This is a genomic window from Pseudomonas sp. SJZ080, assembly GCF_007828295.1.
In the GTDB taxonomy this organism is placed as follows: Bacteria; Pseudomonadota; Gammaproteobacteria; order Pseudomonadales; family Pseudomonadaceae; genus Aquipseudomonas; species Aquipseudomonas migulae_A.
Map to the genome: position 1 here is coordinate 307,306 of NZ_VIUK01000003.1, position 20,012 is coordinate 327,317.

Genomic DNA, 20,012 nt, shown 5'->3' on the forward strand with positions numbered 1-20,012 from the left:
CCGGCCGAAGCCGGTTTTTTCATTTCAACAGAATCAGAACGAAGCGTTCTGCAGACCGTCGAGGTAACGCTCGGTGTCCAGTGCCGCCATGCAACCGGCGCCGGCCGAGGTGATCGCCTGACGGTAAACGTGGTCAGCCACGTCACCGGCCGCGAAGATGCCCTCAACGTTGGTCGCCGTCGCATTGCCTTCACGACCGCCGTGCACCACCAGGTAGCCGTCTTTCAACGTCAGCTGACCTTCGAACAACGAGGTGTTCGGGGTGTGGCCGATGGCGATGAACACGCCGTCGACTTTCAGCTCGTCGAAGCTGCCGTCGTTGTTTTTCAGGCGAGCACCGGTCACGCCCATGTTGTCGCCCAGGACTTCGTCCAGGTTCGAATTCAGCTTCAGAATGATCTTGCCTTCGGCAACGCGGGCATTGAGCTTGTCGATCAGGATCTTCTCGGCGCGGAAGGTTTCGCGACGGTGGATCAGGGTCACGGTGCTAGCGATGTTGGCCAGGTACAGCGCTTCTTCGACAGCGGTGTTACCGCCACCGACCACGGCCACTGGCTTGTTGCGGTAGAAGAAACCGTCGCAGGTTGCGCAGGCCGAAACGCCTTTGCCCATAAACGCTTCTTCCGATGGCAGGCCAAGGTAACGAGCGCTGGCGCCGGTGGCGATGATCAGGGCATCGCAGGTGTAGGTCGCGCTGTCGCCAGTCAGGGTGTAGGGCTTGGCAGCGAAGTCCACGGCATTGATGTGATCGAAAACGATCTCGGTTTCAAAGCGCTCGGCGTGCTCTTTCATGCGTTCCATCAGCGCCGGGCCGGTCAGGCCGTGGACGTCGCCCGGCCAGTTGTCGACTTCGGTGGTGGTGGTCAGTTGACCGCCGGCCTGCATGCCGGTGATCAGCAGTGGCTTGAGGTTGGCACGGGCGGCATAGACCGCTGCGCTGTAACCGGCAGGGCCGGAACCGAGAATAATCACTCGCGAATGACGGACTTCAGACATGACCTGCTCCTGTTGACCGGCCCGGAACACCTGGCGCGGAACGCCGGGTTGCCGGCGGGAATAAAAAAGGACCGTTGAAAGCACTTGGGGAAGGCTTGAACTCGACAGTCCTGTAAAAAGATTGGGTGCAGCGTATCGAGGGGGCGAAGATTAAGGAAATACGGTTTAACAATCCAGCTCATAGGCGGTCTCTATCCGGTTGCCGCTTATATATAGGCGCCTTTGTTACAGTTGATGTCGATGCTGCGACCGCGCTTTCGCCCGTCAGGCAAAGCCGGTAAGGTCGGCGCGTTTCCCCTCTGCTCGGAGCACGATATGCCCGCCCCTGTTCTGTCCGGCCCGCAATACCTGCGCGAAGGCCTCAAGCTGGTCCTGAGTCCCAGCCTGCGTTTGTTCGTGTTGTTGCCGCTGGCAATCAATCTGGTGCTGTTCGTCGGATTGATCTATCTGGCCGGCCATCAATTCAGCCTGTGGGTCGATACGCTGATGCCGTCCCTGCCCGACTGGCTGAGTTTTCTCAGTTACGTGCTCTGGCCGATCTTTGTCGTGCTGGTGGTGTTGATGGTGTTCTTCACCTTCACCATGCTGGCCAACGTCATCGCCGCGCCGTTCAATGGCTTCCTGGCGGAAAAAGTCGAAGTGGTGGTACGCGGCACCGACGACTTTCCCTCTTTCAGCTGGGGCGAGCTGATCGCCATGATCCCACGCACCCTGGCTCGGGAAATGCGCAAACTCGGCTACTTCCTGCCGCGGGCGCTCGGGCTGTTCATCCTCTCGTTCATCCCCGTGGTGAACATCATCGCCGCGCCGTTGTGGCTGCTGTTCGGGGTGTGGATGATGGCGATCCAGTACATCGACTACCCGGCGGACAACCACAAGCTTGGCTGGAACGAGATGCTCGCCTGGCTGCGCGAGAAACGCTGGCAGAGCATGAGTTTCGGCGGCAGTGTTTATCTGGTGTTGCTGATTCCGGTGGTCAACATTTTGATGATGCCGGCAGCTGTGGCGGGTGCGACGTTGTTTTGGGTAAGGGAGCGTGGCGCTGAAGCCATCACGGTGGAGCAGCGCTGAAAGGCGCCCTCCAGCCCTGTGGGTGATTCAACGGTGGATAACCCACACGCCGAAAAGAGCCAGTGCCCAAAGCAACGCCCCCGGAACCATAAACAGATAATTCAACGCGCTGAAGCGTGAATTGCTCAGGCCCTCTGGATCATTGGCGGCTAAGTTGATCATCGGTTGCCCTTTGCTCACGACAAAGGCCCTCAACGGGATCATCAACAGCAACCAACCGCCCAGAAATGCGAATTCATCGACGCGCCTTGCTACGGCATCGAGCAGGTTGGCACCGACCGTCAATACGACGAAAACGGTCGCCCACTGCTCAAAGTCCCAGTCAACGGTGCGACCGCCGCCACGAATTTTTTCATTCGCACGACGGTACAACTGGTGAATGAAAAAAATGCACAACAGACCCCGTGCCCACGGCCAGATATCCGCCTGCGTGGCGCGCTTGTACAGGCTCCAGTTCTTGTACGACCAGTAATAAAAATAGAGGCCGAACGTGAGCGTGGCCAGCGTCATGAGCTTGGCGGGCGACACGACATAAAAACCGCAAGGCTGCTCGACGACGCGTTCAAGGGGGGCCAATGGCGGGGCATAAACATTGTCGGACACGGTTGCTTCCCTGATAAATGTGTAGACCAAGGCTAACGACCTGCCGACCGAAAAATTGAGTACGTCGCCCTGGAATCTTCGTCACAAATCCATCATCGAAATGCCACAACGACGACACGGCCTCAGCCGACACTGAGGTCATGACGACAGCTCTGCATATCACCCTGATCACTGAAACTTTCCCTCCCGAAATCAACGGCGTGGCCAATACCCTTGGCCGCTTGTGCGACGGTTTGCGCGCGCGCGGGCATCAGGTGGAACTGGTGCGGCCACGGCAGGGTTGCGATCAGCAACTGGGCAGCGATGATGAATTGCTGCTGTGCCGAGGCTGGCCGTTGCCGGGGTATCCGGGGTTGCAATGGGGCCAGTCGTCGATGCACAAGCTGCTGCGGCGCTGGAAACGTCACCGCCCGGACGTGCTGTACATCGCCACGGAAGGACCGCTGGGCCTGTCGGCGCTGCGCGCGGCACGGCGTCTGGGCATTTCGGTGGTCAGCGGCTTCCACACCAATTTCCAGCAGTACTCCAATCAGTACGGGCTCGGCTTACTCACCCGCCTGCTGACTCACTACCTGCGCTGGTTTCACAATCGCTCGACCCTGACCCTGGTGCCGAGCGTCAGCCAGCGACTGGAACTGGAGCGCCGGCATTTCGAGCGCCTGGCGTTGTTGTCTCGCGGGGTCGACAGCCAGTTGTTTCACCCGACCAAACGCCTGCCATCGCTGCGCGAACAGTGGGGGCTGGGCGAGAAAGACATTGCGCTGATTCATGTAGGACGTTTGGCGCCGGAGAAAAATCTTGGCTTGCTCAAGCGCTGTTTCGACACGCTGGCAGCGACTTATCCACAGCGAAACATAAAACTGATCATCGTCGGCGACGGCCCGCAACGAGCGGCGCTGGAGCAGGCACTGCCCGGGGCGATTTTCTGCGGTTCACAACGCGGCGAAGCCCTGGCCAGCCACTATGCGTCCGGGGATGTTTTTCTGTTTCCAAGCATGACCGAAACCTTCGGCAATGTGGTGCTTGAGGCATTGGCTTCGGGGCTGGGCGTGGTGGCTTACGATCAGGCTGCGGCGGCGCAGCATATCCGTCACGGCTACAACGGCGTGCTGGCGATGCCAGGGGATGAAGAGGCGTTCAGCGATGCAGCGGCGTGGTTGCTGGAGGAGCGCGAAACCTTGAGGTGCATAAGGCTCAATGCACGTCAGCATGCGAGTCGTCAGGGTTGGGCGGCGATTATCGAGCAGTTCGAGGGGCAGTTGCGGGGGGCTTGCGTTGGGGAGTCAGCGATACCGAATGCACGGACCATCCCCTGAATCTTCGGTGATTTTCAGTCAGTCATCGCGAGCAAGCCCACTCCCACATTCGACCGTGTATCACTGAAGGAACTCGGTTAAATGTGGGAGCGGGCTTGCTCGCGAAGAGGCCCTTCCAGACGCTACTTAAACCAGCGTCATCAACGCCTCACGGCTGAACGGCAGGATGTCTTCCTCGCGACCATCACGCACTTTCTGCGCCCAGTCCGGATCCACCAGTAGCGCACGCCCTACCGCCACCAGATCAAACTCATCATTGTTCAAACGCTCCAGCAGCTTCTCCAGGCTGGCCGGCTGCGCGATCTTGTCGGTGTTGACCATGAACTGCAGGAACTCGCCATCCAGGCCAACGCTGCCCACGGTAATGGTCGGCTTGCCGGTCAGTTTGCGCGTCCAGCCGGCCAGGTTCAGCTCCGAACCGTCGAACTCCGGCTCCCAGAAACGGCGCGTCGAGCAGTGGAAAATGTCCACGCCGGCGTCGGACAGCGGCTTGAGAAACTCACCCAACGCTTCCGGGGTTTGCACCAGACGCGCGGTGTAATCCTGCTGCTTCCACTGGGAAAAACGGAAGATGATCGGGAAGCCTTCACCGACCGCTGCACGCACCGCCTGAATCAGCTCGATGGCGAAGCGCGAACGGTTGGCCAGGCTGCCACCGTATTCGTCGGTACGCTGGTTGCTGCCTTCCCAGAAGAACTGATCCACGAGATAGCCGTGTGCACCGTGGATTTCCACACCGTCCATGCCGATGCTTTGCGCGTCTTTGGCGGCTTGGGCGAACGCGGCGATCACGTCCTGGATGTCTTGTTTGGTCATGCCGTGAACCACGACCTGGCCATCCTTCAATTTTTCCGACGGACCGTAACCCGGCACACTCGCGTCCGGCTCGGTGCCGATGCGACGCACGCTGCCGACATGCCACAGCTGCGGAACGATCTTGCCGCCTTCGGCGTGCACCGCGTCGACGACTTTCTTCCAGCCGGCCAGCGCGGCCTCACCGTAGAAGTGCGGCACGTTCGGATAGCCGTTGGAGGCCTTGTGGCCGACAGTGGTGCCTTCGGTGATGATCAAGCCAACGCCTGCAGCGGCGCGACGACGGTAGTACTCGATCACTTTGGAATTGGGTACGCCGCCCGGCGAGAAGGAGCGGGTCATCGGGGCCATGACAACACGAGTCGGCAGTTCGAGGGTGCCGAGGTGGAACGGTTTGAACAGGGCTTTTACTGGCATGGAGCGCTCCACGAAAACGATATCGACGGGATGAGATTTTATGACGGCGATAATATGCGCAGTGGTTAGCGATGCACAGCACTATTGATTTCAGTGATTAAGATCTAAAAGATTAGACGTACTGTAGGAGCCGGCTTGCTGGCGATGGACTCGATATCACCGCGGGGGATCAGGCTGTGCGCGTTATCGTTGACGACCATCGCCAGCAAGCCGGCGCCTACAACGGGGATTTCAGCTCAGGGCTTTTTCAATCGCCTGAATGACACTCGGATCATCCGGCGCCGTACGCGGCGAGAACCGCGCCAATACGCGACCGTCCTTGCCCAGCAGGAATTTTTCGAAATTCCAGGTGATGTCACCCGGGAACTCGGCACCCTCGCCCGCCAGCAGACGGTACAGCTGATGACGATCATGACCGTTGACTTCCAGCTTGCTGGACAACGGAAAGGTCACGCCATAGTTGAGGCTGCAGAACTCCTGGATCTCCTGCTCGGTGCCCGGCTCCTGTCCGGCAAACTGGTTGCACGGCAGGCCCAGCACGCTGAAACCTTTACTTTTGTATTGTTGGTAGAGGTTTTCCAGCGCCGCGTACTGTGGGGTCAAGCCACATTTGGAGGCAACGTTGACCACCAGCACGACGTTCCCCTTGAAGGGCGCCAGCGGAAGCTCCTGACCATCCAGGGCTGTCAGTTTAAGGTCGTGAAAAGCACTCATGACGAACTCCAAATTCCCGTGTTCTTCTCGAAACAGCCTCTTGGCGGTGTCACCAGGGACAGCCGCGGACTAAAAAGGCGCCCTCGGGCGCCTCTCCAGTTCTCGAAAGCTTAGCGCAGAAAATCAGTGGTGATGGCCACCTTCGCCATGGACGTGACCATGAGCGATTTCTTCCTGGCTGGCGTCACGGATTTCGATGATCTTGACCTGGAAATTCAGGCGCTGACCGGCCAACGGGTGGTTGCCGTCGACGGTGACATCGTCGCCGTCCAGATCACGAATGGTGACGATCTGCATCTGGCCGTCCGGAGCGGAAGCGTGGAACTGCATGCCCACTTCCAGTTCGTCGACGCCTTCGAACATGCTGCGGCTCAGGGTGCTGACCAGTTCGGCAGCGTATTCGCCGTAGGCATCTTCAGGTTCAACGGCTACGGTCAGCTCGTCGCCGACTGCTTTGCCTTCCAGTGCCTTTTCCAGGCCCGGGATGATGTTGCCTGCACCTTGCAGGTAGACCAGCGGCGCGCCGCCGGCGGAGCTGTCGATGACCTCACCAGCGTCGTTGGTCAGGGTATAGTCGATGGAGACAGCCTTATTGGCGGCGATCAGCATGGGGCGAGACCTTTTGCATAAGAATTTAGAAAGACCAAGTTTAGCGAAGCAATCGTCCGAAAGCGAACACAACCCGGACAGACGGATCGCGGCGAAAGACTCGACGGTCACCGGTTTTCATCAGGACGAGGACGGGCACTGGGTGGCCGAGCTTTCCTGCGGCCACACCCAGCACCTGCGCCACCAGCCACCCTGGCAATCCCGGGCCTGGGTGCTGGACCCTTTGCAGCGTAATGAAAAAATAGGCCAGCCCTTTGAATGTGGTTGGTGCGCACAAGGCTCGGTTAGCGATAACCTTGGCGACTGAAGTTCGGTAGATCGTCAGATATAGATGATCACCTGGCGGCCCGTACGGCCTTTGCGTCAGATCAAACTCGGATGCCTGAAGTCCATAGCCAAGGCGCTGTGACGAGTCATAGCTCGCTATGGGGAGGAACAGCAACGCAGGGTATGGATTTCAGGCGCCGAATTTGACTGACAGCAAAGGCCACACGGGCTGCCCACATGCACCCTTAGAGAATCCGCATGCAAACTTTTTTTATCGCGCCCACCGATTTTGGTGTGGGTCTGACCTCCATCAGCCTCGGGCTGGTGCGTACCCTTGAGCGAGCCGGCCTCAAGGTCGGCTTTTTCAAACCGATCGCCCAGCCCCATCCGGGCGACACCGGGCCTGAGCGCTCCACCGAACTGGTGGCACGCACTCACGGTTTGAAACCGCCTCAGCCGCTGGGACTGGCTCACGTCGAGCGCATGCTCGGCGACGGTCAGCTCGATGAACTGCTCGAAGAAATCATCACGCTCTATCAGCAAGCCGCCATCGGCAAGGACGTGCTGATCGTCGAAGGCATGGTCCCGACCCGCAGCGCCAGTTACGCCGCGCGGGTCAATCTGCATTTGGCCAAGAGCCTCGACGCCGACGTGATCCTGGTCTCGGCGCCGGAAAACGAAGTGCTCACCGAACTCTCCGGCCGCGTGGAATTGCAGGCGCAATTGTTCGGCGGTCCGAAAGACCCGAAAGTCCTCGGCGTAATCCTCAACAAGGTCAAGACCGACGAAAGCATGGACGCCTTCGCCGCGCGCCTGAAGGAGCATTCGCCCTTGCTGCGCAGCGGTGATTTCCGTTTGCTCGGCTGCATCCCGTACCAGCCGGAACTGAACGCGCCACGTACTCGCGACGTCGCCGACCTGATGGGCGCGCAGATTCTCAATGCCGGCGATTACGAAACCCGGCGCATGACCAAAATCATCATCTGCGCACGCACCATGCGCAACACCGTGGAGCTGCTCAAGCCCGGCGTGCTGGTGGTGACGCCTGGCGATCGCGACGACATCATCCTCGCCGTCAGCCTCGCCGCCATGAACGGCGTGCCGCTCGCCGGCCTGTTGCTGACCAGCGACACCCTGCCCGACCCGCGCATCATGGACCTGTGCCGTGGCGCATTGCAGGCCGGTTTGCCTGTGTTGTCGGTGAGCACCGGCTCCTACGAGACCGCCAACCAGTTGAATGGCCTGAACAAGGAAATCCCGATCGACGACCGCGAGCGTGCGGAGATCATCACCGACTTCGTCGCCAGCCACCTCGATGCCAACTGGCTGCACCAGCGTTGCGGCACGCCAAGGGAAATGCGCCTGTCGCCGGCAGTGTTCCGCTACCAGCTGATCCAGCGCGCCCAGGCCGCCAACAAACGCATCGTGCTGCCCGAAGGCAGCGAACCGCTGACCGTGCAAGCGGCAGCGATCTGTCAGGCGCGTGGCATCGCCCGTTGCGTGCTGCTGGCGAAACCGGAAGATGTCGAAGCCGTCGCTCGTGCGCACGATATCGAGCTGCCGCCAGGCCTGGAGATTCTCGATCCGGACCTGATTCGCGAACGCTACGTCGAGCCCATGGTTGCCCTGCGCAAAAGTAAAAGCCTCAATGCGCCGATGGCCGAGCAACAACTGGAAGACACCGTGGTCATCGGCACGATGATGCTGGCGCTGGATGAAGTCGACGGCCTCGTGTCCGGCGTCATCCACTCCACCGCCAACACCATCCGCCCGGCCCTGCAGCTGATCAAGACTGCGCCGGGCTGCACGCTGGTGTCGTCGGTGTTCTTCATGCTGTTTCCCGAAGAGGTGCTGGTCTACGGCGACTGCGTGATGAATCCGCATCCAAGTGCCAGCGAGCTGGCCGAGATCGCCCTGCAAAGCGCTGACTCGGCTGCCGCGTTTGGCATCACCCCGCGCGTGGCGATGATCAGTTACTCCAGCGGCGAATCGGCCAGCGGCGAGGAAGTCGAGAAGGTGCGCGAAGCGACGTTGCTCGCCCACGAACAACAGCACTCGCTGCTGATCGACGGTCCGTTACAGTACGACGCCGCCGCCAACGAAACCGTCGCCCGGCAACTGGCGCCGAACAGTCAGGTCGCCGGTCGAGCCACGGTGTTCGTGTTCCCCGACCTGAACACCGGCAACACCACGCACAAGGCCGTGCAGCGCAGCGCCGACTGCGTCAGCCTCGGGCCGATGCTGCAAGGCCTGCGCAAACCGGTGAACGATCTGCCGCGCGGCGCGCAAGTCGATGACATCGTCTACACCATCGCGTTGACCGCGATTCAAGCTGCCAACCGACCTTTGGATCTTTAAATGCTGGATTCCCTGCCTGCCGCCGTGCGCGGCGTGATTGCATCGTTGTTGCTGGCCCTGAATACGATTTTGCTCTGCTCGTTTCTGTTTTGCGTGGCGATTTTCAAGGTGTTGCCCTTCGCCCTCACCCAGCGCTTCACGCGCTGGCTGATGAGCCATACCCATGAGGCCTGGATCAGCAACAACAAGGCCTGGATGAACCTGGTCTGCCGCACCCGCTGGCACCTCAGCGGTCTTGAAGGTCTGGACTATCAACATTCGTACCTGATCACCAGCAACCATCAGAGCTGGGTCGACATCATGGTGCTGCAGTACGTGCTCAACCGTCGCATTCAGCCGCTGAAGTTTTTTCTCAAGCAAGAGCTGATCTGGGTGCCGGTGATTGGTCTGGCATGGTGGACGTTGGGCTTTCCGTTCATGAAACGCTACTCCAAGGCCTACCTGGAAAAGCACCCGGAGAAGAAAGGCAAGGACCTGGAAACCACCCGCAAGACCTGCGCAAAGTTTCGCAACAACCCGGTGGGAATTTTCAATTTCGTTGAAGGCACACGCTTCACCGAAGGCAAACATGCCCAGCAGAAATCACCGTTCAAGTACCTGCTCAAACCCAAGGCCGGCGGCATTGCGTTTGTGCTGGATGCGATGGGCGAGCAGCTGGAGTCGATCGTCAACGTGACGATTCACTATCCCGGCGGGCGTCCTGGGTATTGGGATTTGCTCTGTGGGAACGTGAAAGATGTAGTGGTGCATTTTCAGGAACTGAAGATTCCGCCGCAGTTCATCGGCAAGAACTACGACCAGGATGGGGAGTATCGATTGCAGTTTCAGGGGTGGATCAATCAGCTGTGGCTGGACAAGGATGCGTTGCTTGAGCAGATGCATCGCGAGTATCCCGGAAAGTAATTGGTTGGCTGTACCGGCCTCTTCGCGAGCAAGCCCGCTCCCACATTGGATCTTCAGTGAACACGAATTTTGCAAGCGCCAGAGATTAAATGTGGGAGCGGGCTTGCTCGCGAAAGCGTCCTTCCAGTCACAAAAAAACCCGCCGATGATCACTCATCGGCGGTTTTTTTATTGCGCGGCTAACGCTTAGATCGCGCCACGCTTGCGCAGCAGATCCAGCACTTGCTTGACGCTTTCTTCCAGTGTCAGAGACTGGGTGTCGACCACGAGGTCGGCGTCCAGCGGCACGTCGTACGGGAAGGAATCGCCCGGGATGTTATCCCCGCCCGCGGCGTACAGGCCTTGCGGGTCACGCTCGGCACAGACCGTCGGCGAGGCCTGGACGTAGACCGTCAGCAGACGCTCCTTGCCGATCAGCTCCCTGGCTTGCTCACGACCTTCGGCACTCGGCGCAACGAAGGCTGCCAGCGTCAGCAAACCGGCTTCGTTGAACTGACGCGCAACGTGCGCGGCACGGCGCCAGTTCTCGGTGCGCCCGGCGCGATCCTGTGGCAGACCTTTGTTCAGGTCATGACGCAAGTTCTGGCCATCGAGCACGAATACCGCACGGCCCATGTCGAACAGTTTGCGTTCAACCGCGTAGGCCAGGGTGCTTTTGCCTGCGCCCGACAAGCCGCTGAACAACACGGTGGCCGGCTGCTGGCCGAAACGCTGAGCGCGCTCTTCGGTGGCAACGTGCGCCAGTTTGCCGTGGTGCGTGCTGCTGCCATGCGCCAACGGTTGAGCGATGATCATGCCAGCGGCGACAGTGCCGTTGGTCAGACGATCGATGACGATGAACGAACCGGTGGTGCGGTTGCTCGCGTAACCGTCCAGTGCGATGGCGGCGTCGAGGCTGACCTTGACCCGGCCGATCTCGTTCAGTTGCAGCGCACTGGCCGGACCTTCTTCCAGGGTGTTCACGTCAACGCGGTTGACGATGCTGGTGATCGAACCCGGCACGTAACTCGTGGCGCGCTTGATGTCGTACTTCTTGCCCGGCAGCATCGGTTCTTCGGCCATCCACACCAGCATGGCGTCGAAGGCATCAGTCACTTGCGGCTGGTTGTCGGCGTGCACCAGCAAGTCGCCGCGAGAGATGTCGATCTCGTCTTCCATGGTCAGCGTGACCGCTTGACCAGGACCGGCATGCTCCAGCTCACCCTCGAAGGTGACGATGGATTTGACACGGCTGCTCTTGCCCGACGGCAGCACAACGACTTCATCGCCCTTGTGCACGACGCCGCTGGCCAGGGTGCCGGCGAAACCACGGAAGTTCAGGTTCGGACGGTTGACGTACTGCACCGGGAAACGCAGGTCGGTGTAGTTGCGGTCGCTGGCGATCTCGACGGTTTCAAGAATTTCCATCAGCGACTGGCCGGTGTACCACGGCGAGCGATCGGACTTGTTCACCACGTTGTCGCCCTTCAGCGCCGACATCGGCACGAAGGCCATGGTGGTCGGCTTGAACGCGATGCCTTCGGCGAACTTCAGGTAGTCGGCCTTGATCGACTCGAACACGGTTTCATCGAAGCCGTTGAGGTCCATCTTGTTGATGGCGACCACGATGTGCTTGATGCCGAGCAACGAGGCGATGAAGCTGTGGCGACGGGTCTGGGTCTGCACGCCGTAACGGGCGTCGACCAGGATGATCGCCAGGTCACAGGTGGACGCACCGGTGGCCATGTTGCGGGTGTACTGCTCATGGCCAGGGGTGTCGGCGATGATGAATTTGCGCTTGGCGGTGGAGAAATAGCGGTAAGCGACATCGATGGTGATGCCCTGCTCACGCTCGGCCTGCAGGCCGTCGACCAGCAACGCCAGGTCGATGTCTTCACCGGTGGTGCCGACTTTTTTCGAGTCACGGGTAATGGCTTCCAGGTGATCTTCGTAGATCATCTTGGAGTCGTGCAGCAGGCGCCCGATCAGGGTGCTCTTGCCGTCGTCGACGTTGCCACAGGTCAGAAAGCGCAGCATTTCCTTGCGTTCGTGCTGGCCCAGGTAGGCGAGGATGTCCTCGCTGATCAAATCAGATGCGTGCGACATGACAACCCCTTAGAAATAACCCTGACGTTTCTTTTCTTCCATCGAGCCTGCGCCATCGTGGTCGATGACCCGGCCCTGGCGTTCGGAAGTTCGCGTCAGGAGCATTTCCTGAATGATGTCGGTCAGGCTGGTGGCCTCGGACTCGACCGCACCGGTCAACGGGTAGTCACCCAGTGTGCGGAAACGGACTTTCTTCTTGACGATGCGCGCCTTGTCTTCGTCGCTCAGGTGATTGAGCAGGCGTTCGTCGTCGATCATGATCCAGGTGCCATTCATCTCGATGACGTCGCGCTCGGCGGCGAAATACAGCGGCACGATCGGGATGCCTTCGAGGTAGATGTACTGCCAGATGTCCAGTTCGGTCCAGTTCGACAACGGGAAAACGCGGATCGATTCGCCCTTGTTGACGTTGCCGTTGTAGACGTTCCACAGCTCAGGACGCTGGTTTTTCGGGTCCCAGCGGTGCTTGGTGTCGCGGAAGGAATACACGCGCTCTTTGGCACGGGACTTCTCTTCGTCGCGGCGAGCGCCACCGAAAGCGGCGTCGAAACCGTACTTGTCGAGAGCTTGTTTAAGGCCTTCGGTCTTCATGATGTCGGTGTGCTTGGCGCTGCCGTGGGTCAGCGGGTTGATGCCCTGCGCGACGCCATCGGGGTTCACGTGCACCAGCAGGTCCAGGCCGAGCTCTTCGACCATGCGGTCGCGGAACGCGTACATTTCCTTGAACTTCCACCGGGTGTCGACGTGCATCACCGGGAACGGAAGCTTGCCCGGGAAGAATGCCTTGCGCGCAAGGTGCAGCATCACGGCGGAGTCTTTACCGACGGAGTACAGCATCACCGGGTTATCGAACTCGGCGGCGACCTCGCGGATGATGTGGATGCTTTCGGCCTCCAGCTGTTTCAGATGCGTCAGTTTGTCGACCATGGCTACTCACGAAAACGATCTTATGGACGGCCAGCGGGCCGTGTTCGAGCGAGGAATCCTAGCACAGCGACCTCTTCTAATCAGGACGCCGACTAGATCGAAAGGGTATATGAATATACCCCCTCGTTTGGGCTACACGGCCTACTGCAGGAGCTGAGCTTGCTCGCGATGGCGATCTCCAAGACGCCATCGCCGGCAAGCCGTGCTCCTACAGGGGGAGCGAAAATCAAATCGGGTTGGGACAATCGATAAAGATGTGCTCCAGCGCGAAACGTCGCGCCAGGTAATCGCCTAACGCCTGTACACCATAACGCTCGGTGGCGTGGTGACCGGCGGCGATGAAGCTGATGTCGTTCTCCCGGGCGCTGTGGAAGGTCTGTTCGGACGCTTCACCGCTGAGGTACAGATCGACACCCGCCAACACAGCCTGATCGATGTAACCCTGGCCGCCACCAGTGCACCAGCCGACCCGGCGGATCATCTCGCTGCCTTCGATCAGCAGCGGTTCGCGGCCCATGACTTCCTGTACGCGGCGGGCGAAATCACGCGGCGTCACCGGTTCGCTCAGAGAGCCCACCAGACCGACAATTTTAAGGTTATCCGGATCGAGCGGACCTTCGACGGTGATGTCCAGCTGACGCGCGAGCTGCACGTTGTTACCAACTTCGGGATGCAGATCCAGCGGCAGATGGTAGGACAGCAGGCTGATGTCGTGCTTGAGCAGGGTTTTCAACCTGCGCTGCTTCATGCCGGTGATGCACGGGTTCTCGCCCTTCCAGAAATAACCGTGATGCACCAGCACCAGATCGGCCTGGGCCTCGACCGCAGCGTCCAGCAACGCCTGACTGGCGGTGACGCCACTGACGATGCGCATCACCTGCGGCCGACCTTCAACCTGTAACCCGTTGGGGCAATAATCGGCAATCTTTGCACTGTTCAGATAGCGGTCGGCTTCTTCGACCAGGGTGCTCAGGGCGACGGCCATAAAAGACTCCTAAATATCCCGTTCAGAGGCGCGCGCGGCCTCGTATAATGCGCGACATTATGGGCGGTCTCATACCGCCTGCAACCTTCCAGGACGTGCTTAATGCTCAAAGCGCTGCGTTTTTTCGGCTGGCCGCTGTTGGCCGGCGTGCTTATCGCTTTATTGATCATCCAGCGTTACCCGCAGTGGGTCGGGCTTCCGAGCCTCGACGTCAACCTGCAGCAAGCCCCACAAACCACCACGATGCAGCAAGGTCCGGTGTCGTATGCCGACGCGGTCACCACCGCCGCGCCGTCGGTGGTGAACCTGTACACCACCAAGGTCATCAACAAACCGAACCATCCGCTGTTCGAGGACCCGCAGTTCCGCCGCTTCTTCGGCGACAATGCGCCCAAGCAGAAGCGCATGGAATCGAGCCTCGGCTCCGGCGTGATCATGAGCCCGGAAGGTTATCTGCTGACCAACAACCACGTGACCAGCGGCGCCGACCAGATTGTGGTCGCGTTGAAGGACGGCCGTGAAACCCTGGCTCGGGTCATCGGCAGCGACCCGGAAACCGACCTCGCCGTCCTGAAGATCGATCTGAAGAACCTGCCGTCGATCACCGTCGGCCGCTCCGACAACATCCGCATCGGCGACGTGGCCCTGGCCATCGGCAACCCGTTCGGCGTCGGCCAGACCGTGACCATGGGCATCATCAGCGCCACCGGCCGTAACCAGCTGGGCCTGAACAACTACGAAGACTTCATCCAGACCGACGCCGCGATCAACCCCGGCAACTCCGGCGGTGCGCTGGTGGACGCCAACGGCAACCTGACCGGCATCAACACCGCGATCTTCTCCAAGTCCGGCGGCTCGCAAGGCATCGGTTTCGCGATCCCGGTGAAACTGGCCATGGAAGTGATGAAGTCGATCATCGAACACGGCCAAGTGATTCGTGGCTGGCTGGGGATCGAAGTGCAGCCGTTGTCGCAGGAACTGGCGGAGTCGTTTGGTCTGTCGGGGCGCCCGGGTATCGTGGTCGCGGGGATTTTCCGTGACGGCCCGGCACAGAAGGCGGGCCTGCAGTTGGGTGACGTGATCCTCACCATCGACGGCGAACCGGCGGGCGATGGCCGTCGCTCGATGAATCAGGTGGCGCGGATCAAGCCGACCGACAAAGTCACGATTCTGGTGATGCGTAACGGCAAGGAGCTGAAGCTGACCGCGGAAATCGGTTTGCGCCCGCCGCCTGCTCCGGTCAAAGAGAAAGAAGAAGAGTAAGCAGTCAACACACACAATCTGTAGGAGCGTGGCTTACCCGCGAAGAACGATAACGCGGTGTACTTGATGCACCGTGTCATCGTTCTTCGCGGGCAAGCCACACTCCTACAGGGTCAGTGTTGGCTTAGAGGTCGCCGAGGCCGTCGATCAACGCCTGATTCTGCTCCGGCGTGCCAATGGAAATCCGCAGGAACTGGGCAATCCGCTCCTGCTTGAAGTGCCGGACGATCACGCCCTGCTCGCGCAGCTTCGCTGCCAGCCCCGCCGCATCGTGCTGCGGGTGACGGGCGAAAATGAAGTTCGCCGCCGACGGCAGCACTTCAAAGCCTTTAGCCTGCAACTGCGAAATCACCCATTCACGGTTTTCGATCACCAGACGACACGTCTTGTCGAAGTACTCACGGTCCTCGAACGCAGCCGCTGCGCCGACATTCGCCATGCGATCCAGCGGGTACGAGTTGAAGCTGTTCTTGATCCGCTCCAGCGCCTCGATCAAATCCGGATGTCCGACCGCCAGGCCCACTCGCAGGCCAGCCAGTGAACGGGACTTGGACAAAGTCTGAGTGACCAGCACATTCGGATAACGGTCCACCAGACTGATCGCCGTTTCGCCACCGAAGTCGATGTAAGCCTCGTCCACCACGACCACCGAATCCGGGCTGGCCTTGAGGATTTGCTCAACCGCGTCCAGCGCCAGCAGGCAACCGGTCGGTGCGTTCGGGTTGGGGAAAATGATCCCGCCGTTCGGCTTGGCATAGTCCGCCGGGTTGATCTGGAACTGCTCATCCAGCGGCACCGCGTCGAATGTGATGCCATACAACCCGCAGTAAACCGGGTAGAAGCTGTAGCTGATGTCCGGGAACAGCAGCGGTTTATCGTGCTGCAGCAAACCGTGAAAAATGTGCGCCAGGACCTCATCGGAACCGTTGCCGAGAAACACCTGATTGCTCTGCACACCGTAATACCTGGCGACTGCGTTCTTGAGCAAATCACTGTTCGGGTCCGGGTACAGACGCAGGTTGTCGTTCAGCTCGGCCTGCATCGCCGCCAGGGCTTTTGGCGATGGACCGTAAGGATTTTCGTTGGTGTTGAGCTTCACCAGTTTCGCCAGTTTCGGCTGCTCGCCCGGCACGTAAGGCACCAGATTCTTGACGAACGGGCTCCAGAATTTACTCATGTTCAGTTTCCCTTTTGCTCGTCAACGATACGGTATTCGGCGCTGCGGGCGTGGGCGGTCAGCGACTCGCCACGGGCCAGCACGGAAGCGGTCTTGCCCAGATCGGACGCACCCTGCTCGGAGCAGAAGATGATCGACGAGCGTTTCTGGAAGTCGTACACACCCAGCGGCGACGAGAAGCGTGCGGTGCCGGAGGTTGGCAACACGTGGTTCGGGCCGGCGCAGTAGTCGCCCAAGGCTTCGGAGGTGTGACGCCCCATGAAGATCGCGCCCGCGTGACGGATCTGCGGCAACCAGGCTTGCGGGTCGGCGACCGACAACTCCAGGTGCTCCGGCGCGATACGGTTGGCTACTTCGATCGCCTGTTCCATGTCGCGCACCTTGATCAGCGCACCACGGCCATTGATCGAGGTTTCGATGATTTCGGCACGCTCCATGGTCGGCAACAGTTTGGCGATGCTGGCAGCGACCTGATCGAGGAATTCGGCGTCCGGGCTGACCAGAATCGCCTGGGCATCTTCGTCGTGTTCGGCCTGGGAAAACAGGTCCATGGCGATCCAGTCCGGATCCGTCTTGCCGTCGCACACCACGAGGATTTCCGATGGACCGGCGATCATGTCGATGCCGACCTGGCCAAATACGTGGCGTTTAGCGGTGGCCACATAGATGTTGCCCGGACCGACCACCTTGTCGACCTTCGGCACGCTTTCGGTGCCGTAAGCCAGCGCGGCGACGGCTTGTGCACCGCCGATGGTGAAGACGCGGTCAACGCCGGCGATGCAGGCGGCGGCCAGCACCAGCTCGTTGAGTTCACCACGCGGGGTCGGCACCACCATGACCACTTCGGTCACGCCGGCAACCTTGGCCGGAATCGCGTTCATCAGTACGGACGACGGGTAAGACGCCTTGCCGCCTGGCACGTACAGACCGGCGCGATCCAGTGGCGTGACCTTCTGGCCGAGCACGGTGCCATCGGCTTCGGTGTAGCTCCAGGAATCCTGTTTTTGCTTCTCGTGATAGCTGCGCACGCGGGCCGCGGCTTTTTCCAGGGCTTCGCGCTGAGGCACGGTGATTCGGGTCAGGGCCAGTTCCAGGCGTTCGCGCGGCAGGATCAGGTCGGCCATCGAGGCGACGTCCAGACCGTCGAACTGCCGGGTGAACTCCACCAGCGCCGCATCGCCACACTCACGCACGGCTTTGATGATGTCCAGCACCCGCTGATTGACCGAGTCGTCAGACACACTTTCCCAGCTCAGCAGATGATCCAGATGATGTGCGAAATCCGGGTCAGCAGCGTTGAGTCGGCGAATTGCAGTCAGTGCGGTCATAGCGAGAGCCTCATAGGATTGGCAAAAACTCAGGCGCCCGAAGCTAACATTCGATCCGCTTGGGCACCTGAGAATTCTGGCTATGAGGCGGATAGACGGCGCGCCTTGCGGTCGCGCAGGTGAATCAGCCGCGGTGTCGAGACTCCACTGCCTTGCGCAGGGTGTCGATCAACGCCTGGATACGGGCGTGCTGCATTTTCATCGAAGCTTTGTTGACGATCAGCCGGGAGCTGATGTCGGCAATGAAATCCTGAGGTTCCAGGCCATTGGCGCGCAGCGTATTGCCGGTGTCGACCACGTCGATGATCTTGTCCGCCAGACCGATCAGCGGCGCCAGCTCCATCGAGCCGTAGAGCTTGATGATGTCGACCTGACGACCCTGTTCGGCGTAATAGCGCTTGGCAACGTTGACGAACTTGGTTGCCACGCGCAGACGGCCCTTGGGCTCGACATCGCCGACGCGGCCAGCGGTCATCAGCTTGCAGAGGGCAATTCGCAGGTCCAGAGGCTCGTACAGGCCCTGGCCACCGTATTCCATCAGCACATCTTTACCGGCGACGCCCAGGTCAGCGGCACCATGCTCGACGTAAGTCGGCACGTCGGTGGCGCGCACGATCAGCAGGCGCACATCGGCCTGGGTCGTGGGGATGATCAGCTTGCGGCTCTTGTCCGGATTCTCGGTCGGCACGATGCCCGCTTCAGCCAGAAGCGGCAGGGTGTCGTCAAGGATGCGGCCCTTGGACAGTGCGATGGTCAACATGGGAAACGTCAGTCCTTATCAGGCTACTGATGCCCGGTCGCAAATGGCGCCGGACACACATCGAGGGCTCTCTCAATAAATGAAAAGACGCCCCCGACTTGAAACGAATTCAACGGGCACATCCTTATGCCCATGCAGCAAAAAAACTAGCCCGGTACGCGACGGATCTTCGCGCCGAGCATCTGCAGTTTCTCTTCGATGCACTCGTAACCACGGTCGATGTGGTAGATGCGGTCGATCAGGGTGTCGCCTTCAGCGATCAGGGCCGAGATCACCAGGCTGGCCGAAGCTCGCAGGTCGGTCGCCATGACTGGCGCGCCTTTCAGCTTCTCGGTGCCGGTAACGATAGCGGTGTTGCCTTCGACCTGGATCTTGGCGCCCATGCGGTGCAATTCGTATACGTGCATGAAACGGTTTTCGAAGATCGTCTCGATCACCGCACCGGTGCCTTCGGCAATGGCGTTGAGCGAGATGAACTGCGCCTGCATGTCGGTCGGGAACGCCGGGTACGGAGCGGTCCGCACGTTGACGGCTTTTGGCCGCTTGCCGTGCATGTTCAGCTCGATCCAGTCTTCGCCGCAGGTGATTTCGGCACCCGACTCACGCAGCTTTTCCAGAACGGCTTCGAGGATGGTCGGATCCGTGTCCTTGACCTTCACGCGACCGCCGGTCACGGCGGCAGCCACCAGGTAGGTGCCGGTTTCGATACGGTCAGGCATCACTTTGTAAGTGGTGGTGTGCAGACGCTCGACGCCATCGATGGTGATGGTGTCGGTGCCGGCGCCAGTGATCTTGGCACCCATGGCGATCAGGAAGTTCGCCAGGTCGACGACTTCAGGCTCGCGCGCGGCGTTGGCCAGAACGCTGCGGCCCTTGGCCAGAGCGGCGGCCATCATGATGTTTTCGGTACCGGTCACGCTGACGGTGTCGAAGAAGAAGTGCGCACCGCGCAGGCCGCCTTCAGGGGCCTTGGCCTTGATGTAGCCGCCTTCAACGTCGATGACCGCGCCCATGGCTTCAAGACCACGGATGTGCAGGTCCACCGGACGCGAACCGATGGCGCAACCGCCAGGCAGTGCGACTTCGGCTTCACCGAAACGGGCAACCATCGGGCCCAGTACCAGGATCGACGCACGCATGGTTTTCACCAGTTCGTACGGGGCGATCAGGGTCTTGATGGTGCGCGGATCGATTTCGACGCTGAGCTTCTCGTCGATCACCGGCTCGATGCCCATGCGACCGAACAGTTCGATCATGGTGGTGATGTCATGCAGGTGCGGCAGGTTGGCAACGGTAACCGGGCCATCGCACAGCAAGGTTGCAGCCAGGATCGGCAGGGCAGAGTTTTTTGCCCCGGAAATGCGGATCTCGCCATCAAGACGAGCGCCACCGGTAATAATCAATTTATCCATAAGAATCT

18 protein-coding genes are annotated in these 20,012 nt (G+C 60.2%); 6 read left to right on the forward strand and 12 right to left on the reverse strand.

Going from position 1 to position 20,012, the window contains the following annotated elements; genetic code table 11:
- Nucleotides 1-33: 33 nt before the first annotated feature.
- Nucleotides 34-996 carry a thioredoxin-disulfide reductase gene (gene trxB, locus FBY04_RS06230; RefSeq protein ID WP_084318134.1) on the reverse strand — a complete coding sequence of 321 codons (963 nt, stop codon included), beginning with the start codon at nucleotides 994-996 and terminating at the stop codon, nucleotides 34-36.
- Nucleotides 997-1,311: 315 nt separating this feature from the next.
- On the opposite strand from trxB, the gene cysZ reads away from it, so the two are divergent.
- On the forward strand, nucleotides 1,312-2,067 hold the full coding sequence (gene cysZ, locus FBY04_RS06240; RefSeq protein ID WP_084318133.1) for a sulfate transporter CysZ: 756 nt from the start codon (nucleotides 1,312-1,314) through the stop codon (nucleotides 2,065-2,067).
- A gap of 27 nt (nucleotides 2,068-2,094) precedes the next feature.
- Here cysZ and FBY04_RS06245 read toward each other — a convergent pair whose 3' ends face one another.
- Complete coding sequence (locus tag FBY04_RS06245; RefSeq protein ID WP_084318132.1) at nucleotides 2,095-2,670, reverse strand: hypothetical protein; 576 nt, start codon at nucleotides 2,668-2,670, stop codon at nucleotides 2,095-2,097.
- A 140-nt stretch (nucleotides 2,671-2,810) separates the two neighbouring features.
- Here FBY04_RS06245 and FBY04_RS06250 point away from each other — a divergent pair, with 140 nt between their 5' ends.
- Nucleotides 2,811-3,986 carry a glycosyltransferase family 1 protein gene (locus tag FBY04_RS06250; RefSeq protein WP_084318131.1) on the forward strand — a complete coding sequence of 392 codons (1,176 nt, stop codon included), beginning with the start codon at nucleotides 2,811-2,813 and terminating at the stop codon, nucleotides 3,984-3,986.
- Between the two features lie 126 nt (nucleotides 3,987-4,112).
- Here the strand turns inward: FBY04_RS06250 and FBY04_RS06255 are convergent, their stop codons facing one another.
- From FBY04_RS06255 to FBY04_RS06265, 3 genes are all read right to left on the reverse strand, one after another.
- A complete protein-coding gene (locus FBY04_RS06255; RefSeq protein ID WP_084318130.1) occupies nucleotides 4,113-5,216 on the reverse strand; it encodes an NADH:flavin oxidoreductase in 1,104 nt (367 codons plus the stop codon).
- Between the two features lie 231 nt (nucleotides 5,217-5,447).
- Nucleotides 5,448-5,930 carry a glutathione peroxidase gene (locus tag FBY04_RS06260; RefSeq protein WP_084318129.1) on the reverse strand — a complete coding sequence of 161 codons (483 nt, stop codon included), beginning with the start codon at nucleotides 5,928-5,930 and terminating at the stop codon, nucleotides 5,448-5,450.
- 123 nt (nucleotides 5,931-6,053) lie between these two features.
- Complete coding sequence (locus tag FBY04_RS06265) at nucleotides 6,054-6,539, reverse strand: peptidylprolyl isomerase (protein WP_084318128.1); 486 nt, start codon at nucleotides 6,537-6,539, stop codon at nucleotides 6,054-6,056.
- Here FBY04_RS06265 and FBY04_RS06270 point away from each other — a divergent pair.
- From FBY04_RS06270 to FBY04_RS06280, 3 genes are all read left to right on the forward strand, one after another.
- On the forward strand, nucleotides 6,508-6,846 hold the full coding sequence (locus FBY04_RS06270; protein ID WP_084318127.1) for a DUF3565 domain-containing protein: 339 nt from the start codon (nucleotides 6,508-6,510) through the stop codon (nucleotides 6,844-6,846). The two genes, FBY04_RS06265 and FBY04_RS06270, sit on opposite strands and share 32 nt — an antisense overlap.
- A 218-nt stretch (nucleotides 6,847-7,064) precedes the next feature.
- Nucleotides 7,065-9,164 carry a phosphate acetyltransferase gene (gene pta, locus FBY04_RS06275; protein WP_084318126.1) on the forward strand — a complete coding sequence of 700 codons (2,100 nt, stop codon included), beginning with the start codon at nucleotides 7,065-7,067 and terminating at the stop codon, nucleotides 9,162-9,164.
- Nucleotides 9,165-10,067: an acyltransferase gene (locus tag FBY04_RS06280; RefSeq protein ID WP_084318125.1), complete on the forward strand. Its 903-nt coding sequence runs from the start codon at nucleotides 9,165-9,167 to the stop codon at nucleotides 10,065-10,067.
- A gap of 186 nt (nucleotides 10,068-10,253) precedes the next feature.
- Here the strand turns inward: FBY04_RS06280 and cysN are convergent, their stop codons facing one another.
- From cysN to FBY04_RS06295, 3 genes are all read right to left on the reverse strand, one after another.
- Entirely contained in the window at nucleotides 10,254-12,152 is a 1,899-nt protein-coding gene (cysN, locus tag FBY04_RS06285; protein WP_084318124.1) for a sulfate adenylyltransferase subunit CysN, read from the reverse strand.
- Nucleotides 12,153-12,161: 9 nt separating this feature from the next.
- On the reverse strand, nucleotides 12,162-13,079 hold the full coding sequence (cysD, locus tag FBY04_RS06290) for a sulfate adenylyltransferase subunit CysD (RefSeq protein WP_010463281.1): 918 nt from the start codon (nucleotides 13,077-13,079) through the stop codon (nucleotides 12,162-12,164).
- A gap of 226 nt (nucleotides 13,080-13,305) precedes the next feature.
- Complete coding sequence (locus FBY04_RS06295; protein WP_008026945.1) at nucleotides 13,306-14,064, reverse strand: Nif3-like dinuclear metal center hexameric protein; 759 nt, start codon at nucleotides 14,062-14,064, stop codon at nucleotides 13,306-13,308.
- A gap of 102 nt (nucleotides 14,065-14,166) precedes the next feature.
- Between FBY04_RS06295 and algW the strand changes: the two genes are divergently transcribed.
- Nucleotides 14,167-15,327: a Do family serine endopeptidase AlgW gene (gene algW, locus FBY04_RS06300; protein WP_084318122.1), complete on the forward strand. Its 1,161-nt coding sequence runs from the start codon at nucleotides 14,167-14,169 to the stop codon at nucleotides 15,325-15,327.
- 124 nt (nucleotides 15,328-15,451) lie between these two features.
- Here the strand turns inward: algW and hisC are convergent, their stop codons facing one another.
- The 4 genes from hisC to murA form a co-directional block, all read right to left on the reverse strand.
- Nucleotides 15,452-16,504 (reverse strand): histidinol-phosphate transaminase, encoded by a 1,053-nt coding sequence (gene hisC / locus FBY04_RS06305; protein ID WP_145314802.1) that lies wholly within the window; start codon nucleotides 16,502-16,504, stop codon nucleotides 15,452-15,454.
- Between the two features lie 2 nt (nucleotides 16,505-16,506).
- A complete protein-coding gene (hisD, locus tag FBY04_RS06310; protein ID WP_145314803.1) occupies nucleotides 16,507-17,832 on the reverse strand; it encodes a histidinol dehydrogenase in 1,326 nt (441 codons plus the stop codon).
- A gap of 124 nt (nucleotides 17,833-17,956) precedes the next feature.
- Entirely contained in the window at nucleotides 17,957-18,592 is a 636-nt protein-coding gene (gene hisG, locus FBY04_RS06315; RefSeq protein ID WP_007901570.1) for an ATP phosphoribosyltransferase, read from the reverse strand.
- Nucleotides 18,593-18,738: 146 nt separating this feature from the next.
- A complete protein-coding gene (murA, locus tag FBY04_RS06320) occupies nucleotides 18,739-20,004 on the reverse strand; it encodes a UDP-N-acetylglucosamine 1-carboxyvinyltransferase (protein WP_017336551.1) in 1,266 nt (421 codons plus the stop codon).
- Nucleotides 20,005-20,012: the final 8 nt, after the last annotated feature.

Excerpts from the sequence above, each read along its gene's own strand:
- FBY04_RS06250 (WP_084318131.1), top strand. The coding sequence starts at position 2,811 with ATGACGACAGCTCTGCATATCACCCTGATCACTGAAACTTTCCCTCCC.
- hisD (WP_145314803.1), bottom strand. The coding sequence starts at position 17,832 with ATGACCGCACTGACTGCAATTCGCCGACTCAACGCTGCTGACCCGGAT.
- hisG (WP_007901570.1), bottom strand. The coding sequence starts at position 18,592 with ATGTTGACCATCGCACTGTCCAAGGGCCGCATCCTTGACGACACCCTG.
- FBY04_RS06270 (WP_084318127.1), top strand. The coding sequence starts at position 6,508 with ATGGAGACAGCCTTATTGGCGGCGATCAGCATGGGGCGAGACCTTTTG.
- FBY04_RS06295 (WP_008026945.1), bottom strand. The coding sequence starts at position 14,064 with ATGGCCGTCGCCCTGAGCACCCTGGTCGAAGAAGCCGACCGCTATCTG.
- pta (WP_084318126.1), top strand. The coding sequence starts at position 7,065 with ATGCAAACTTTTTTTATCGCGCCCACCGATTTTGGTGTGGGTCTGACC.
- FBY04_RS06260 (WP_084318129.1), bottom strand. The coding sequence starts at position 5,930 with ATGAGTGCTTTTCACGACCTTAAACTGACAGCCCTGGATGGTCAGGAG.
- murA (WP_017336551.1), bottom strand. The coding sequence starts at position 20,004 with ATGGATAAATTGATTATTACCGGTGGCGCTCGTCTTGATGGCGAGATC.
- trxB (WP_084318134.1), bottom strand. The coding sequence starts at position 996 with ATGTCTGAAGTCCGTCATTCGCGAGTGATTATTCTCGGTTCCGGCCCT.
- cysN (WP_084318124.1), bottom strand. The coding sequence starts at position 12,152 with ATGTCGCACGCATCTGATTTGATCAGCGAGGACATCCTCGCCTACCTG.
- cysZ (WP_084318133.1), top strand. The coding sequence starts at position 1,312 with ATGCCCGCCCCTGTTCTGTCCGGCCCGCAATACCTGCGCGAAGGCCTC.
- algW (WP_084318122.1), top strand. The coding sequence starts at position 14,167 with ATGCTCAAAGCGCTGCGTTTTTTCGGCTGGCCGCTGTTGGCCGGCGTG.
- FBY04_RS06255 (WP_084318130.1), bottom strand. The coding sequence starts at position 5,216 with ATGCCAGTAAAAGCCCTGTTCAAACCGTTCCACCTCGGCACCCTCGAA.
- cysD (WP_010463281.1), bottom strand. The coding sequence starts at position 13,079 with ATGGTCGACAAACTGACGCATCTGAAACAGCTGGAGGCCGAAAGCATC.
- hisC (WP_145314802.1), bottom strand. The coding sequence starts at position 16,504 with ATGAGTAAATTCTGGAGCCCGTTCGTCAAGAATCTGGTGCCTTACGTG.
- FBY04_RS06280 (WP_084318125.1), top strand. The coding sequence starts at position 9,165 with ATGCTGGATTCCCTGCCTGCCGCCGTGCGCGGCGTGATTGCATCGTTG.
- FBY04_RS06265 (WP_084318128.1), bottom strand. The coding sequence starts at position 6,539 with ATGCTGATCGCCGCCAATAAGGCTGTCTCCATCGACTATACCCTGACC.